The organism is Pseudomonas sp. SWRI92 (genome assembly GCF_014268685.1).
Taxonomy (GTDB): domain Bacteria; phylum Pseudomonadota; class Gammaproteobacteria; order Pseudomonadales; family Pseudomonadaceae; genus Aquipseudomonas; species Aquipseudomonas marvdashtae.
The window spans coordinates 118158-133838 of the sequence record NZ_JABWQY010000002.1 but is presented as its reverse complement, the minus strand read 5'-3'; the positions used below and the strand labels follow the sequence as shown (position 1 = coordinate 133838).

Genomic DNA, 15681 nt, shown 5'->3' with positions numbered 1-15681 from the left:
CGTCTAACGGCCACTTGTCCTCTGGAGTTTTTGCAATGAAAGTTCGTCTGCTGGGTTTGGCCTTGGCCGTTGGCTTGTCGGTTCCTGTGGCGGCTCAGGCGCAGATGCTTCAACCGGGCCTGTGGGAATTGACGACAAGCAATATGAAAGTCGACAACCAGAACCTGCCGGACCTGCAATTGATCCTCGGCCAGCTGCAAGGCCAGATGACGCCGGAGCAGCGGGCAATGCTCGAGAAGCAAGGCATTACCATGGGCGGCAAGGGCATTCGGGTGTGCCTGACTCCGGCACAGGTCCAGACCAACGACATTCCATTGCAGGACCCGCAATCGGGATGCAAACAACAGATCACCGAGCGAACCGGCAATCAGTGGAAGTTTCGCTTCAGTTGCCCTAAAGCCCAGGGCAACGGTATCGCGACATTCCAGAGCGATCGGGAATTCACCACTAAGGTCAACGGCACGTTCAACGCCACTGGGATCCAGCAGAACGGTAGCCTCGACACTCGAGCCGTGTGGCTGGGGCAGGATTGCGGCACGGTCAAGCCGAGGGCTTGACCTGTTTCAAACCAGCCCCTGGGACGAGGGCGTTCGCTCCCGTCGGGTTGCGTATTGCTAGCCCAGCCGATCAAGGCCGGCTCAATGCCTCGTAAAGCGTGTTGAGGTTGTACTCGAACAGGCCGGTGAAGGTACTGGCGGGGCCGCTGGCGGCGAGGGCGTCGGAGTACAACGTGCCGCCAATGTGCGCGCCGCTTTCGTCGGCGATCTGCTTGAGCAGACGTGCGTCCTTGATGTTTTCCATGAACACCGCTTTGACTTTCGCCTGGCGAATTTGAGTGATCAGGGCGGCCACTTCCGCCGCCGATGGCTCACGCTCAGTGGACAAGCCTTGGGGCGCCATGAAGTCGATGCCATAGGCTTGGCCCAGGTAACCGAACGCATCGTGAGACGTGACGATCTTGCGATTGCCCGGAGGCAGTGCACCGAACTTGGTCTTGGCTTCGGCGAGCAGGGCGTAGATCTTCTTCAGGTAAGTCTGGCTGTTGCGTTCGTAGTCAGCCTTGTTGGCCGGATCGGCGGCTACCAGCGCCTTGGTGATATTGCTGACGTACAGTTCGGCATTGGCAAGGTTATGCCAGGCATGCGGGTCGGGGATGGTCTCGCCATCTTCATCCAGCGAACGCGGGATCACGCCACGGCTGGCGCTGATCACCGGGGCGCTGGTTTCAGTGCTGGTGACCAGGCGGTCCAGCCACGGCTCGAAGCCCAGTCCGTTCTTGATGATCAGTTTTGCCGCGAGCAGTGCCTTGGCGTCGTCCGGCGTGGGCTCGTAGGTGTGCGCATCGGCGTCCGGTCCCACCATGTTGATGATCTTGACGTGTTCGCCGCCGACCTGTTGGGTCATGTCGGCCAGGATGGAGAAGCTGGTGACCACGTGGAGCTTTTCTGCGGCAGACAAGGACATGGACAGCATCAAGCTGAATATCAGAAACAGGACGCGCATCGGGAAACACCTCATTGGGATGTAAGCAGGGGCGGGCGGCGCAGCAAACCGTGCACCGGACCGAATACCACGGACAGCAGATAAGACGCGCCCGCCACCAGGACGATGGCCGGCCCGCTGGGCAGCGACAGATAGAACGACAGCAGCAGGCCCAGCCATACCGACAGACAACCGAGCAGTGCCGCGACCCCTATCAGCATGGGCAAGCGACGGCTCCAGAATCTCGAAGCGGCCGCTGGCAGCATCATCAGGCCAACAACCATCAATGCGCCGATCGCCTGGAAGCCGATCACCAGATTGAGCACCACGAGGGTCAGGAATACGCCATGGGCCAACGGCCCGAGACGGCTGACGGTTTGCAGGAACAGCGGGTCGAGGGTGTCCAGCAGCAGGGGACGATAGATCAGCGCCATTGCGGCCAGGCTGGCCGCAGAAACCCAGAGCATCCCGGTGAGTGTCGGGCCGTCCACGGCCAGTGCCGAGCCGAACAATAAGTGCAGCAAGTCCAGGCGTTTACCGGCCATGCCGAGAATCAACACGCCCGCGGCCAAGGAGATTGGATAGATTGCCGCCAGGCTGGCATCTTCCCGCAGGCCGGTACGTCGGGTGATCCAGGCAGCCAACCCGGCCATGCTCAGGCCAGCGCCCAGGCCGCCCAGAGTCAAGGCTGGCAAGCTCAGCCCGGCGAACCAGAAGCCGAGGGCTGCGCCTGGCAAAATGCCGTGAGCCACTGCATCGCCGATCAGGCTCATGCGCCTTAGGATAAGGAACACTCCCAGCGGCGCCGTGCTGCACGCCAACATCAGGCCGCCGAGCAAGGCTCGACGCATAAAGACAAATTCCTGGAAGGGTAGCCAGAGTTGAGCTGCGGCGAGCATCAAGCCACCCGTGTGTAAGTGGGCTGGGCGATGAGATCGGCGCTGCGACCCAACTCGCATCCGGTGGGTCTGATCAACAATGTGTGAGGGATGTGTCGGTGTACCGCAGCCAAGTCGTGGCAGACCACCACCAAGGTGCGCCCCTCGCGATGCCATTGATGAATGTGTTTCCACAGCAACGTCTGGCCCTGTTCGTCGAGGGCCGCGTGGGGCTCGTCGAGTAGTAAAAGCGGCGCTTCGGCCAGGCTCAAGCGGGCGAGCAGGGCACGTTGCAGCTCGCCTCCCGAGAGCGCCATTAGCGGCCGCTGCTCAAGACCGCTCAAAGCCCAATCGTCCAGGACAGCCTTGAGTCGCTGATTTCGTGTGGCTGGAGCATGTCTTGAGCCCCAGGAGCCAGCGGCCACCAATTCCTGAAGACTGATGGGAAACTGCCGGTCCAGATGTTGCTGCTGGGGCAGAAATGACACGCCGCCGCGCCGTGGAACCTTGATTAGCACGCTTCCCGACAGGGGCTTTTGCAGCCCGGCGATGACTTTCAGCAGGCTGCTTTTCCCCGCGCCGTTCGCGCCGATAATGGCCGTCAGACTGCCTTCCGACCGCTCCATATGAAGGGGCGGCGTCAGGGGTTGTCCGGGCGCGCCCCAGCGTAGGTCTCGGCATCGGATCATGATTGCTCCCCGTTCCAATGGCTTCGTGCAACAGCATCATGGGCATGCAGGCTTTCGGCATGAACCACTCGTACGTCGAATGAAGTGATTGAAGGCACGCTTCTTAGCGCCCTGTTCAATCGACGCGCAGCGTCCTCGCAGAACATCAGGTTTTGGCCATTGGCGAGGGCGAACGCTTGCTCATCGGCGCGTTTGACGGCGGTTTGTACGGCGGTGCCGAGGGCTTTTTCGGCCTCATCGATAATCGGTAATAACGGAAGCTCGGCGACGTTGGGGGTCAACCGCACGGCAAGGGTGGCCACGCTGCGTTGGCTATGAGGGGTAGCAACGATGCCTTTCGTTGAGCCTAGCCAAGCCAGCACCTGCGCATGCTCGAGGGCTTTGTTGGCAAAATCGTCGACGAATTGTTGCTGGATCAACTGCCGCGCCAGCGCCGCAGAGCAAGGGCACGTCGATGAATAAGGGATCTGAATTTCGAGTTCCACGTGGAACACTGAGTTTTTCAGCTGAGCTTCGATGGCGATTGGATAACGCTTCCAGCCGGCCAGTGGGCTGACCAGCGCGGGGCGCTTTAATAACAAGTCAGTGTGCAAAGTCAGGGAAGCGCTACGGGACAGGCCATCATGGCTAACGAGAAATTGCTGGAGGATTTGACGTAAAAGGACCGGAGAGAGCGGGGCCTCTTCTAGCATCTGCAATGCCAGATACAAGCGTGACATATGGATGCCACGCGCCTCGCCGTCGTCGAGGCTGACACCCGCGTCGGCCGTTGCATTCAACCGCTGGCCGTTTACCAATACCGGCACCGCGATGCCGCACATGCCTACCCACTCCAGAGGCAAAGCTTGGCGAGAGGGCTGTGCCGCAATATCCGGCAGAGTTAACGCGTTCATTTTCAAGATCCATCAGGGGCTCGGTTTTAATGTTATAGTATAACAATGAAAGCGACGAATCCTTTTTTATGAACAGAGTTTCATCCACCGCGGCTGGTCGTTCCACGTGAAACATCAGCGCGCCGAATCCTGGCAGCCCGTGATTCGCCCGCACACGAATCTCCCAGCGCTGCCCCCAGAGCTGGAGAAACGATTGATAGTCGTCCAGCCCACGCGACGACTGTATCCAACCCAAGCTTCGCCATTTGAAGCCAATCCCGTGAAAAAAGTTAGCTGCCCGTAGCGGCTGTTTGTTTGGGCCCAAGAGCGACGGCCTGATACCTCGAATCCGCGCAGATAAATCGTATTTCCAGCCGTTAAGACGCTATAGGCGTTGCCTTGTGCATCCACACAAGCAAGCACATTGGCGCTGCGGGTGCATTTCGCCAACAGAGGATCTTGCGCGGATACGCCTGGGGCGACCAGCAACAACAAGCACCCCGCGATCAGCAACCGACAGAGGTTATGCATGGATTTCACTCTCAAGCGGCAGGAGGGAAGTTGGAAAGGTTGCGTTTATGGTTATAGTATAACATCAACAAAGCAGACCTTGGCCGAACCAAAGCCTGAAAACGAGCCGTGACACGCCAAAACGACGTCGCCAGCGGCCGCCGCCCTGATGAGGATAAACCTGATGCCCAAGCGCCTCCCAGTCACCGTGCTTTCCGGATTCCTCGGTGCCGGTAAAAGTACCTTGCTTAATCACGTCTTGCGCAATCGCGATAATCTGCGCGTCGCAGTGATCGTCAACGATATGAGCGAGATCAACATCGATGGCAGCGAAGTTCAGCGAGATGTCACTCTCAATCGGGCCGAAGAACGATTGGTGGAGATGAGCAATGGCTGTATCTGCTGCACGCTACGTGAAGACTTGTTGATAGAAGTCGGCAAGCTGGCCAGGGAAGGGCGCTTCGATTATTTGCTGATTGAGTCCACCGGTATTTCGGAGCCGATGCCCGTGGCCGAGACCTTCACCTTTCGTGATGAAGAAGGTCGCAGCTTGGTCGATGTCGCGAGGCTCGACACCATGGTCACCGTGGTCGACGGTGTGAATTTTATGAAGGATTACCAAGCCGCCGAGAACCTTTCGACAAGGGGCGAAACCCTCGGGGAAGAAGACGAGCGCTCTATCACCGATTTGCTGATTGAACAGGTCGAGTTTGCCGACGTGATCCTGATCAGCAAGATCGATCTGATCAGCCGCCACGAACGGGAAGAACTGACGGCAATTTTGAAGCGTCTCAACAGCCAAGCGCAGATTGTTCCAATGGCCATGGGCCAGGTACCGCTGGAAACGATCCTCGACACCGGCCGTTTTGACTTTGAGCGCGCCTCGCAGGCGCCCGGTTGGCTGCGGGAGCTGCGCGGCGAGCATGTGCCCGAAACCCAGGAATACGGCATCGCGTCGACGGCTTACCGCGCCCGCCGTCCATTCCATCCGCAACGGTTTTTCAGCTTTATCGATCGCCCATGGACCAACGGTACGCTGTTGCGCTCAAAGGGTTTTTTCTGGCTGGCGAGCAAACACGAGGAGGCCGGCAGTTGGTCGCAAGCCGGCGGTCTGATGCGCCACGGCTTCGCCGGACGCTGGTGGCGATTTGTGCCCAAAGGTCAATGGCCGCAGGACGAGGAGGACACTGCCGCCATCATGAAAAACTGGCTGGCGACCACCGGCGATTGCCGCCAGGAGCTGGTGTTCATCGGTCAGGATATAGATTTTTCCCTGCTCACCTCCGAACTGGACGCCTGCCTGCTCACCGACGCGGAGATGAGCCTGGGGGTAGAAGGTTGGCGTCACTTGCCGGACCCGTTCGGTCCCTGGCATGACGAGGTTGCGGCGTGATGCTGGCGACTCGTTTGAAACAGGTGCGGCAGGTTCACGGGCATACCCCGCTGACCTTGGCGCAGATTCTGGATGATGACATCAACCTGGCGGTCTGGCAGCGCCAGCTCCCGGCGCATATTAGTGACTTCGCGGCCATGGTGGTTTCGATGAACCAGTCCGTGGCCGAGTCGATGGTTCTCGACATGCCGGATGAAGACACCCAGCCGACGCTGCACGGTCTTGCTGCAGGTTTCAGCGATCTGCAGGGATATGAGGGTTTTGTCGCGGACGTGGCCTGGCTGGTCAGCGCGTTTTCGTGCCTGCTGGGCGCCCGACGCGTAGGCGTGCGCTTGCGAGCGTTGGATTCGGCGATGTGCCCGCGTTTTCACGTCGATCATGTACCGGTTCGACTGATCACTACGTACGTCGGTGTCGGTAGTCAGTGGCTGATGGAGGGCGGTATGGACCGTCGGCGGCTGGGCCAGCCTGACGCCGAGCCTGACGACCCGGAGATGATCCAGCAGATGTGCAGCGGCGAAGTGGCGCTGCTCAAAGGTGAAAAATGGCACGGCAATGAAGGGTTCGGACTGATCCACCGTTCACCGCAACCGACGCCGGGCGACCGTCGGCTGATCCTCTCGCTGGATTGGCTGGCCTAAGGCTTGAGCCAGGTTCCTTGGCTTTTGCTCTCACAAAAGGGTTTCAGGTAAGCCGAGTCGGTGGCCACGCCGTAATAGTGAATGTCCTGGCGATAAGGCATATTGGCGACCTGGGCGTTGCTGCAGATGCCAAAGGCGCCGCGGGGGCAATGTTCGACGTACTGCACGTCGACTTTCTGCCCGGCCAGGCTTGGCTGGCAGAAACCGTCGGCGAACAGCTTCTGCGGGATGTTGCGGTTTTGTTGGCAGACTTTGACATCGAGCCGCTCAGCCTGGCTGTGCACCACGCAAGCCTGGGCCATGGCCTGGTTCGAAGTCAGGGCCAGCAACAACCAGCCAATCATTCGCATCGTTAACCTCCGTCGAAAAACTATCGATCATGTTGCAGAACATTCCCACCCATGTCATTGCCGGGCCCTTGGGGGCAGGTAAGACCAGCTTGATCAGGCAATTGCTGGCCCAGCGCCCGGCTGATGAACGCTGGGCGGTGTTGATCAATGAGTTCGGTCAGATCGGCCTGGACGCCGCGCTGCTGAGCCAGGCTGCCGATGGTATCGCACTGGGCGAAGTGGCCGGGGGCTGTTTGTGTTGCGTCAACGGCGCGCCGTTTCAGATTGGCCTTGGCCGTTTGTTGCGCAAGTCGCGCCCACACCGTCTGTTCATCGAACCTTCCGGGCTGGGTCATCCTGCGCAATTGTTGCGGCAGCTGAACCAGGCGCCTTGGCTCGGTGTACTGGCGGTCCAGCCTTGCGTGCTGGTGCTGGACGCCCGAGCGTTGGCTGATGGCAAGCCATTGCCTGATGCGCAACGACAGGTCTTGGCTGATGCCGGTTTATTGCTATTGAACAAATCCGAAGGCCTGACCGAAACCGATCGCCAGCGCATCTCTGCGCAGCTGCCGGAGGTTGGGTTGTACTGGACGCACCAGGCTGCGTTGCCTGTCGATCGATTGCCTGGCCTTGGCTCTCGCGGCAACGGTGTAGTGGGTAACTTGGCGCTGCCCAAAAGCCTCGGGCAGATGCCTGCCATTTGGAGTGACCCGACGTCGCCGATTTGCCTTTATCAGCAACAGGGCGAGAGATGGAGCATCGGATGGCGCTGGCATCAGAGCCAACGATTCAACGTGGCGGCGGTGTCTCGATGGGTGCAAGGCGCCACCTGGGAGCGGGCGAAAATGGTCATCCACAGCGATGGCGGTTGGGTTTCAGCCAATGCGTTGGAAGGCGGGACGTTGGAATGGCAAGCAAGCGAGTGGCGGCAGGATTCGCGAATTGAACTGATTTTCTCCGAGCCACAAGACCCGCAAGCGCTTCAAGCAGGCCTGGCGAGTTGTCGCCTTCCCTGAGCCCGTCTTATTTCAGGGCTTCCACTTGTTGTGCTCCTGGCGCCACTGGCTCAGCTCGATGACTTCAGCCCTGGGGCGGGTCTGGACCGACTCGATCGGCGGTGGCGGCGTCTCTTCGAACGGCATGGGGTAGGGCGCGAGTTCGATGTGTGCACTGTGCGCCCCGAACTGGGTGATGGTGCCCGAATGACGGGTCTCTCCCGTCACCGTGAACTCGAAATTATAGATCCGTGCCAACCGTCGTCGCCCGCTAGCGTCCTTTACGAAGCCGATCTTTCGCAGCGCCACGTTACCGTCCAGCAACTCGATCTTGAGGTTGGCGCAATGTTGCATGACCCTTGCCAAGGCCCGTTCGCGCAAGCCATGGTTGTGCCACAGCCAAGCGCCACCGGTAGCCAGCAGCATCAGCACGAAAATGTTTCCAAGGGTCAGCATGAACGAGGTGCTCCAACAAGTTGCCGTCAGCTTAACTGTCTCGCCGGTCTGTCGTACAGGCTGTGTTTAGTCGCATACTGCGCGGCTTGAATTTCATTCGTTTTACGGAACCTGCCGCATGAAACGTACGCCTCATCTGCTTGCCATCCAGTCCCATGTGATATTTGGTCACGCCGGCAACAGCGCTGCCGTATTTCCGATGCAGCGGGTTGGGGTAAATGTCTGGCCGCTCAACACCGTGCAGTTTTCCAATCACACCCAGTACGGACAGTGGGCCGGAGAAGTGCTTGCGCCGGCCCAGATACCGCTTCTGGTAGAGGGCATCGCTGCGATTGGCGAGTTGGGCAATTGCGACGCGGTGCTGTCTGGTTATCTGGGCAGCGCCGCCCAGGGGCAAGCGATTCTGGCGGGCGTAGCGCGGATCAAGGCATGCAATCCCAAGGCGTTGTACCTGTGTGACCCTGTCATGGGGCATCCGGAGAAAGGCTGCATCGTGGCGCCCGAGGTGAGCGAGTTCCTGCTGGAAGAGGCGGCCGCCGTGGCGGACATCATGTGTCCGAACCAGTTGGAGCTGGACAGCTTTTCCGGGCGCAAGGCGCTATCCTTACTCGATTGCCTGGCCATGGCTCGCGCGCTGTTGGCCCGTGGACCGAAGGTAGTGCTGGTCAAGCACTTGGCTTATCTCGGCAAGCCAGACGACAGCTTCGAAATGCTACTGGTGACAGCTGATGGCAGCTGGCATCTGCGCCGCCCGTTGCTGGCGTTTCCCCGCCAGCCAGTGGGGGTTGGCGACCTGACCTCGGGGTTGTTCCTGGCGCGGCTATTGTTGGGGGACAGCCTGGTAGCGGCTTTCGAATTCACCGCTGCGGCGGTACACGAAGTGCTGCTGGAAACCCAGGCGTGTGCAAGCTACGAGCTGCAGTTGGTTCGCGCCCAGGATCGAATCGCTCATCCGCGCGTGCGCTTCGAAGCCGTGCCGATCAGCCTATGACCAAAAAAATCAATGTGGGAGCAAGTTCGCTCCCACATTGATTTCGGACAGCCCTATCAAGGCCCGTCTGCCTTGATTTCCTGATAACGCCGCTCCAGCTCCTGGCGGATCTGACGCCGTTGCTGGGCTTGTTCGTAACGGCGTTTTTCCTCGCCATTTTGCGGCTGCAAGGGAGGAACGGGCGCGGGCTTGCGCTGGTCATCTACCGCAACCATGGTGAAAAAGCAGCTGTTGGTATGGCGGACCGAGCGTTCACGAATGTTTTCGGTCACGACCTTGATGCCAACTTCCATCGAGGTATTGCCGGTGTAGTTTACCGACGCGAGGAACGTCACCAGCTCGCCAACGTGAATGGGCTCGCGAAAAATTACTTGGTCGACCGACAGCGTCACCACATACCTCCCCGCGTAACGGCTGGCACAGGCGTAGGCGACTTCGTCGAGGTATTTGAGCAACGTGCCGCCATGGACATTGCCAGAAAAGTTGGCCATATCGGGGGTCATCAATACCGTCATCGACAGCTGGGCGTTTCCGGGTTCCATAACATTCTCACGGTTCAAGGCAGCCAATCGGGAGTGCGCCTCTGCGGACGCTGGCGGATCATTCCAAAACCACCGATATCGGGACGTTGCGCCCGCAGTTGCCGTCACGCTTCGGTGGATCTGTTTCGATATATTGCACCGTCTTTCTGCCAGAAGTCGCGGTGTTACCCTTCAAAAGCCTCTCGCAAGGGCATTTCCTACAAAGGAAACGGACTTATCCACAAACGATGAGTCATTTTGAACAGGGAGCCTCGTATATGCATGCCATCAGTTTCATCCAAGACCTGGCGATTATCATGATGGCTGCGGGGCTGGTGACCGTACTCTTTCATCGTTTCAAACAACCGGTGGTGCTGGGCTACATCGTCGCAGGCTTCATCATCGGCCCGCACACACCGCCGTTCGGGTTCATCCATGACGAAGACACAATAAAGACCCTGGCCGAGCTTGGGGTGATCTTCCTGATGTTTTGCCTGGGCCTGGAGTTCAGCCTGCGCAAGTTGTTCAAGGTGGGGGCCACGGCATTCATCGCTGCGTTCCTCGAGATCGTGCTGATGATCTGGATCGGCTACGAGATAGGTCGCTGGTTCGACTGGAGCACCATGGATTCGCTGTTTCTCGGTGCTATCCTCGCAATCTCCTCGACGACGATCATCGTCAAGGCCCTCAATGACCTGAAGATGAAAAACGAGCGCTTCGCGCAGCTCATATTCGGTGTCCTGATTGTCGAGGATATCCTTGGCATCGGCATTATCGCCCTGCTGTCGAGCATCGCCGTCAGCGGCACGGTCAGCTCCGGCGAAGTTTTTTCGACGGTGGGCAAGTTGTCGCTGTTCATGATCGTCGCCCTGGTGATCGGCATTTTGCTGGTGCCGAGGCTCTTGGCCTATGTGGCGAAATTCGACAGCAATGAGATGCTGCTCATCACCGTGTTGGGCTTGTGCTTCGGCTTCTGCCTGCTGGTGGTAAAGCTCGAGTACAGCATGGTACTGGGAGCGTTTCTGATCGGTGCAATCATGGCCGAATCCCGGCAGCTGTTGAAGATCGAGCGACTGGTCGAGCCGGTGCGTGACTTGTTCAGCGCCATTTTTTTCGTCGCCATCGGCTTGATGCTCGATCCCGCGATTCTGCTGCAATATGCCTGGCCCATCGCGGTGATCACCGTAGCGGTGGTGTTGGGCAAGATGTTGTCCTGCGGCCTTGGTGCTTTTATCGCCGGTAACGATGGACGTACCTCACTGCGCGTCGGGATGGGGCTTTCGCAGATTGGCGAGTTTTCCTTCATCATCGCCTCGCTGGGGATGACATTGCAGGTCACCAGCGATTTCCTCTACCCGGTAGCCGTCGCCGTCTCGGTGCTGACCACGCTGTCCACCCCTTACCTTATCCGTGCTGCGGACCCCTTATCTGTAAAACTGGCGACGGTGATGCCGCAACGGCTGACACGGGTGCTAGGCATGTATGGCGAATGGTTGCGCAGCATCCAACCCCAAGGCGAGGGTGCGCTGGTGGCGGCTATGATCCGGCGGATTTTGTTGCAGGTGGGCGTCAATCTGGCGTTGGTGATCGCGATTTTTGTTTCTGGCGGCTATTTCGCCGAGTGGATGTCAACGTATCTGCAAGCCTGGATCAGCGATCCAAGCTGGCAGAAAGCATTGATCTGGGGCGGGGCATTGCTGTTGTCACTGCCGTTCCTGATTGCTGCGTATCGCAAGCTCAAGGCGTTGTCGATGTTGCTGGCAGAGCTGGGTGTGAAGCCGGAAATGGCCGGCCGTCACACTCACCGCGTCCGTCGGGTGATTGCCGAAGTGATCCCCATTCTTTCGCTATTAGTGATTTTCCTGCTGTTGGCAGCCTTGTCGGCCAGTATTCTACCGACCAACAAGTTGCTGGTATTGATCGCCGTGGTGGCGCTTGCCGTGGCGGCGCTGCTCTGGCGCTGGTTCGTGCGCCTTCACACGCGTATGCAGGTGGCGTTGCTGGAAACCTTGGACAATCACAAGGAATCCTCCGGGCATTGACCGACGGCAGGCGTCTGGCGGATCAGCTTTCCAGCCAGACGTCCCGCGCCCAGTGCCAGACCGATTCCCAGGTTTCCTCGGCGATCAGTTCTTCTTCGGCCTGCCACAGCACCACGGTGCCGTCCTCTTCGACGCAATAGTAATCGTCGCCGTCCTGGCAGATCGGAATCAGGCTGCGGTCCACGCCAGCATCCCAGGCATTTGCCGCTACATCCGGCAAGTAGGTGTGGGATTGCGGGTCGGTAACGGTTACCGGTTCCAGGCTGCCGTATACAACGTCGCTGACCGTCAGCAAGAACTCCCTGAACACGAACGGTATATCGATGAACAGCTGCTCTTCGATCTCTACCAGCAAATCTTCGTCGGGCAGCTCCAGCGGGACCGGTACGGGCTCGTTGGCTTCACGCAATTGTTCGATGATTTCTTCCACGTCCGGGGATCCTCTTTCTCGATGGCGCGGTTTTACATGGAGCGGTTTATACAGTAGCTCGCTATAGATGCAACCGCGAAAATAGAAAACCCCGGCCTGAGCCGGGGTTCTTTTATTTCAACATGCAAAACGGGCAAAGGTTCAACCGTTCTGGCGAATCCCGGCCACCATCCAGGGCTGGTCATCGCCCTGGGCGCGTTCCATGTTCCAGCTTTCGCTGAACGCTTCGCCTTTGTCGAAGCGAGAATCCTTCGACAAACCGCTGAAGGTCAGGGTGGCGATGGTCTTGTCGGCGCGATCGTCGACGCCGTCCAGTTGCACTTGCAGATTGTCGATATAGGTGGACTGGAAGCCATCACCCAGCTCGGCACGTTCGCGCTTAAGGAACTCCAGCAGTTGCGGGGTCACGAACTCGGCAATTTTGTCCATTTCGTTCGCGTCCCAATGTTGCTGCAGGGACATGAAGTGGCTACGCGCCGCTTCGATGAAACGTTCTTCGTTGAACCAGGCCGGCGCATTGATGACCGGACGAGCGGCCACAGGCGCTGCTGAACCACCGAAAATCGAACCGCTGGCTGGCGGCTGGTTGAACACCTCACGCTGCATTGGCGCGTGGCCGGCTGGAGCCAGTTGCTCTTGCTGCTTGCGACGACGAGCGGCAATGAAGCGGAAGACCAGGAAGGCGATGACCGCCATGATCAGGATGTCGAAGATCTGCATGCCTTGGAAGCCGTCACCCATGAACATGGAGGCGAGCAGGCCACCGGCGGCGATACCGGCCAGGGGGCCGAGCCAGCGCGATGCGCCGCTGGCCTTGGTGGCAGCGCCTGCGGCACCGGCCGCGCCTGCGGTGGCAGCAGTGGACCCGGCCGCAGAGGACGGCGCCATCTGGCTGGTCTGGTGAGTCGGGGCCGCGCCCGAACTTTTACCACCGCCAAAACGCTTGGCGGCATTGGCGTCGATTGCCATCGTCAGGCCGATGCACAGCGCCATGGCGATGCTAAGAAAACGTTTCATATAAAGGCATTCCCATTTGTGAGTAGCACGCGGCCCATGTTGCACAGGTGAGCTGTTGCTGGCTAGCGGCAGAGTGTTTCGGGCTTTTGCATGACAGCCGAGGTTCAGGTTCGGCTGCGCAAGAAGGCTTGTTCGCTTTGGGCTGTAGGAAAGGTAAACAAGTTCTATCGGAAAGCTCAGTGGATCACCTATGGGGGCGAGCCTTCGCTCCCATAGGGTCCTGCGAATCTTAGATTGCTTCCAGCTTGGCATACCCCAGCATCAGCCATTTGCTGCCTTCGCTGAAGTTGACCTGGACCCGAGCCTGGGCTCCAGCGCCTTCGAAATTGAGGATCACGCCGTCGCCAAATACCGAGTGACGCACAGCCTGGCCGAGGCTGAAGCCGGTTTCCGGTATATCGCTGCCGCCAAACAGGCTGCTGGTGCCTTGCTGCTGGCTGCCGCCGAACGGACGGCTGACGCTGTTGGAAAGTCGCACTTCCTGGATGAGACCCTTCGGCACTTCGCGTACGAAACGAGACACCTTGTTGTAGGTCTCGCTGCCATACAAACGACGGGTTTCAGCATAAGTCAGCACCAGGTTCTGCATGGCCCGGGTGATGCCGACGTAGGCCAGGCGCCGCTCTTCTTCCAGGCGGCCCGGTTCTTCCAGACTCATCTTGTGAGGAAACAAGCCTTCCTCCATGCCCACCAGGAATACGTACGGGAACTCCAAGCCCTTGGCGCTGTGGAGTGTCATCAATTGGATGCTGTCCTCGTGCTCATCGGCCTGGGTGTCGCCGGCCTCCAGGGACGCATGCCCCAGGAACGCTGACAAGGGGGACAAGTCCCCATCTTCGTCCGTGGTTTCGAAGTTGCGCGCAGCGCTGACCAGTTCCTCAAGGTTTTCCACCCGGGCCTGGCCTTTCTCGCCCTTTTCCGCTTCGTGGTAGGCAATCAGGCCAGACTGCTCGATGACGGTCTGGGTCATCAAGTGCAGGGGCATTTCGGCGCATTTGGCAGCCAGGTCTTCTATCAGATCGATAAACGCCTTCAGCGCCCCGGCTGCGCGGCCGGTTACGCCTTTGTTGTCGACTAACTGGCGCATGGCTTCCCACATCGACACATGGCTGTGGCGGGCATGGTCGCGAATCGCTTCGACGGTTTTCTCGCCAATGCCCCGCGTTGGCACGTTGATCACCCGCTCCAGGGCGGCATCGTTGCCGCGCCCTTCGATCAGGCGCAGGTAGGCCATGGCGTTCTTGATCTCCGCGCGCTCGAAGAAGCGTTGGCCACCGTAGATCCGGTATGGGATCCGTTCGCGCAACAAGGCTTCTTCCAAGACCCGCGACTGCGCGTTGGAGCGATACAGGATGGCGATATCGCTGCGGGCCAGGCCGGTCTTCAACGCGCTTTCGATGGTTTCCACTACATAGCGGGCTTCATCGTGTTCATTGAATGCGGCGTAGAGATTGATCGCCTCGCCTTCGCTGCCGTCAGTCCACAGCTCTTTGCCCAGGCGGCCGGTATTGTTGGCGATGAGAGCGTTGGCGGCCTTGAGGATACCGGCGGTGGAGCGGTAGTTCTGTTCCAGGCGGATGACTTCGGCGTCCGGAAAGTCCGCCGAATACTGATGAATATTTTCGATTTTGGCACCGCGCCAGCCGTAGATCGACTGGTCGTCGTCGCCTACGACCATCAGGCTGTCGCCGCCCTTGGCAAGCAGGCGCAGCCAAGCGTACTGAACGGCGTTGGTGTCCTGGAATTCGTCCACCAGGACATGCCGGAAGCGTTTCTGATAGTGCGCCAGCAGGCCCGGATGGTCGCGCCACAGGTCCAGCGCCCGCAGCAGCAGCTCCGAAAAGTCGATGACCCCGGCACGTTGGCATGCTGCTTCGTAGGCTTCGTAGATGCTGCGCATGGTCGCCAGGAACAAGTCGCCACTGGCCTGGATGTGTTGCGGGCGCAGGCCTTCGTCTTTCTGGCCGTTGATGAACCACTGGGCCTGACGGGCGGGCCAGCGTTGTTCGTCCAGGCCCAGTTCGCGGATGACGCGCTTGACCAACCGCTGCTGATCGTCGCTGTCGAGGATCTGGAAGGTCTGGCTCAGGCCGGCCTCCTGCCAATGGGCACGCAACAGGCGGTGCGCCAGGCCATGGAACGTACCGACCCACATGCCAGCCGGATTGAGGCCCATCAACTGTTCGATGCGATGACGCATTTCGGCAGCGGCCTTGTTGGTAAAAGTCACTGACAGAATCGAATGGGGCGAGGCGTTCTCGACCTGGATCAACCAGGCGATACGGTGCACCAGCACTCGGGTCTTGCCGGAGCCGGCACCGGCCAGGACCAATTGACGGCCCACGGAGGCAGCAACTGCCTGGCGTTGGGCATCGTTTAGGGAGTTCAACAGAAGGGAGAGATCATCGCGCATCGAAGCATTCTAGGGTGCGGCG

Annotated in this window: 17 protein-coding genes; 6 read left to right on the top strand and 11 right to left on the bottom strand. The window is 59.4% G+C overall.

What is annotated here, in order from left to right; all coding sequences use genetic code 11:
* Window positions 1-35: 35 nt before the first annotated feature.
* A complete protein-coding gene (locus HU762_RS03930) occupies window positions 36-557 on the top strand; it encodes a DUF3617 domain-containing protein (RefSeq protein WP_186611323.1) in 522 nt (173 codons plus the stop codon).
* A gap of 70 nt (window positions 558-627) precedes the next feature.
* Here the strand turns inward: HU762_RS03930 and HU762_RS03925 are convergent, their stop codons facing one another.
* The 5 genes from HU762_RS03925 to HU762_RS26675 all read right to left on the bottom strand — a co-directional run bounded on the left by HU762_RS03925 (window position 628) and on the right by HU762_RS26675 (window position 4452).
* Window positions 628-1503, bottom strand: coding sequence for a metal ABC transporter substrate-binding protein (locus HU762_RS03925; RefSeq protein WP_186633246.1), 876 nt, complete (start codon window positions 1501-1503; stop codon window positions 628-630).
* Window positions 1504-1514: 11 nt separating this feature from the next.
* Window positions 1515-2381 (bottom strand): metal ABC transporter permease, encoded by an 867-nt coding sequence (locus HU762_RS03920; RefSeq protein WP_186633244.1) that lies wholly within the window; start codon window positions 2379-2381, stop codon window positions 1515-1517.
* The gene (locus HU762_RS03915) at window positions 2381-3049 is read right to left on the bottom strand and encodes an ATP-binding cassette domain-containing protein (RefSeq protein ID WP_186633241.1); all 669 of its coding nucleotides are present in this window, start codon (window positions 3047-3049) and stop codon (window positions 2381-2383) included. The genes HU762_RS03920 and HU762_RS03915 overlap by 1 nt, the downstream gene beginning before the upstream one ends.
* Window positions 3046-3942 (bottom strand): GTP cyclohydrolase FolE2, encoded by an 897-nt coding sequence (gene folE2, locus HU762_RS03910; protein WP_186633238.1) that lies wholly within the window; start codon window positions 3940-3942, stop codon window positions 3046-3048. Before folE2 ends, HU762_RS03915 begins: the two co-directional genes overlap by 4 nt.
* Before the next feature lie 114 nt (window positions 3943-4056).
* Window positions 4057-4452 carry a glutamine synthetase gene (locus HU762_RS26675; RefSeq protein ID WP_238340349.1) on the bottom strand — a complete coding sequence of 132 codons (396 nt, stop codon included), beginning with the start codon at window positions 4450-4452 and terminating at the stop codon, window positions 4057-4059.
* Window positions 4453-4615: 163 nt separating this feature from the next.
* On the opposite strand from HU762_RS26675, the gene zigA reads away from it, so the two are divergent.
* A complete protein-coding gene (zigA, locus tag HU762_RS03905) occupies window positions 4616-5824 on the top strand; it encodes a zinc metallochaperone GTPase ZigA (RefSeq protein ID WP_186633235.1) in 1209 nt (402 codons plus the stop codon).
* Window positions 5824-6465 (top strand): DUF1826 domain-containing protein, encoded by a 642-nt coding sequence (locus HU762_RS03900; protein WP_186633232.1) that lies wholly within the window; start codon window positions 5824-5826, stop codon window positions 6463-6465. The genes zigA and HU762_RS03900 overlap by 1 nt, the downstream gene beginning before the upstream one ends.
* On the opposite strand, the gene HU762_RS03895 is transcribed toward HU762_RS03900, so the two are convergent.
* Window positions 6462-6815, bottom strand: coding sequence for an NADH:ubiquinone oxidoreductase (locus HU762_RS03895; RefSeq protein WP_186633230.1), 354 nt, complete (start codon window positions 6813-6815; stop codon window positions 6462-6464). The genes HU762_RS03900 and HU762_RS03895 overlap by 4 nt on opposite strands.
* 29 nt (window positions 6816-6844) lie before the next feature.
* On the opposite strand from HU762_RS03895, the gene HU762_RS03890 reads away from it, so the two are divergent.
* Complete coding sequence (locus tag HU762_RS03890; RefSeq protein WP_186633227.1) at window positions 6845-7810, top strand: CobW-like GTP-binding protein; 966 nt, start codon at window positions 6845-6847, stop codon at window positions 7808-7810.
* 12 nt (window positions 7811-7822) lie between these two features.
* On the opposite strand, the gene HU762_RS03885 is transcribed toward HU762_RS03890, so the two are convergent.
* On the bottom strand, window positions 7823-8245 hold the full coding sequence (locus HU762_RS03885; protein WP_186633224.1) for a DUF3301 domain-containing protein: 423 nt from the start codon (window positions 8243-8245) through the stop codon (window positions 7823-7825).
* 118 nt (window positions 8246-8363) lie between these two features.
* On the opposite strand from HU762_RS03885, the gene pdxY reads away from it, so the two are divergent.
* Entirely contained in the window at window positions 8364-9236 is an 873-nt protein-coding gene (pdxY, locus tag HU762_RS03880; protein WP_186633221.1) for a pyridoxal kinase PdxY, read from the top strand.
* Between the two features lie 56 nt (window positions 9237-9292).
* Here pdxY and HU762_RS03875 read toward each other — a convergent pair whose 3' ends face one another.
* On the bottom strand, window positions 9293-9778 hold the full coding sequence (locus HU762_RS03875; RefSeq protein ID WP_186611335.1) for an acyl-CoA thioesterase: 486 nt from the start codon (window positions 9776-9778) through the stop codon (window positions 9293-9295).
* A gap of 257 nt (window positions 9779-10035) precedes the next feature.
* Here HU762_RS03875 and HU762_RS03870 point away from each other — a divergent pair, with 257 nt between their 5' ends.
* On the top strand, window positions 10036-11799 hold the full coding sequence (locus HU762_RS03870) for a cation:proton antiporter (RefSeq protein ID WP_186633218.1): 1764 nt from the start codon (window positions 10036-10038) through the stop codon (window positions 11797-11799).
* 22 nt (window positions 11800-11821) lie between these two features.
* On the opposite strand, the gene HU762_RS03865 is transcribed toward HU762_RS03870, so the two are convergent.
* The 3 genes from HU762_RS03865 to uvrD all read right to left on the bottom strand — a co-directional run bounded on the left by HU762_RS03865 (window position 11822) and on the right by uvrD (window position 15659).
* Complete coding sequence (locus HU762_RS03865) at window positions 11822-12229, bottom strand: SMI1/KNR4 family protein (RefSeq protein ID WP_003187120.1); 408 nt, start codon at window positions 12227-12229, stop codon at window positions 11822-11824.
* A 141-nt stretch (window positions 12230-12370) separates the two neighbouring features.
* Window positions 12371-13246, bottom strand: a complete 876-nt coding sequence (locus HU762_RS03860; RefSeq protein ID WP_186633215.1) for a Tim44 domain-containing protein — start codon at window positions 13244-13246, stop codon at window positions 12371-12373.
* Window positions 13247-13475: 229 nt separating this feature from the next.
* Window positions 13476-15659: a DNA helicase II gene (gene uvrD, locus HU762_RS03855; RefSeq protein ID WP_186633212.1), complete on the bottom strand. Its 2184-nt coding sequence runs from the start codon at window positions 15657-15659 to the stop codon at window positions 13476-13478.
* Between the last annotated feature and the right edge of the window lie 22 nt (window positions 15660-15681).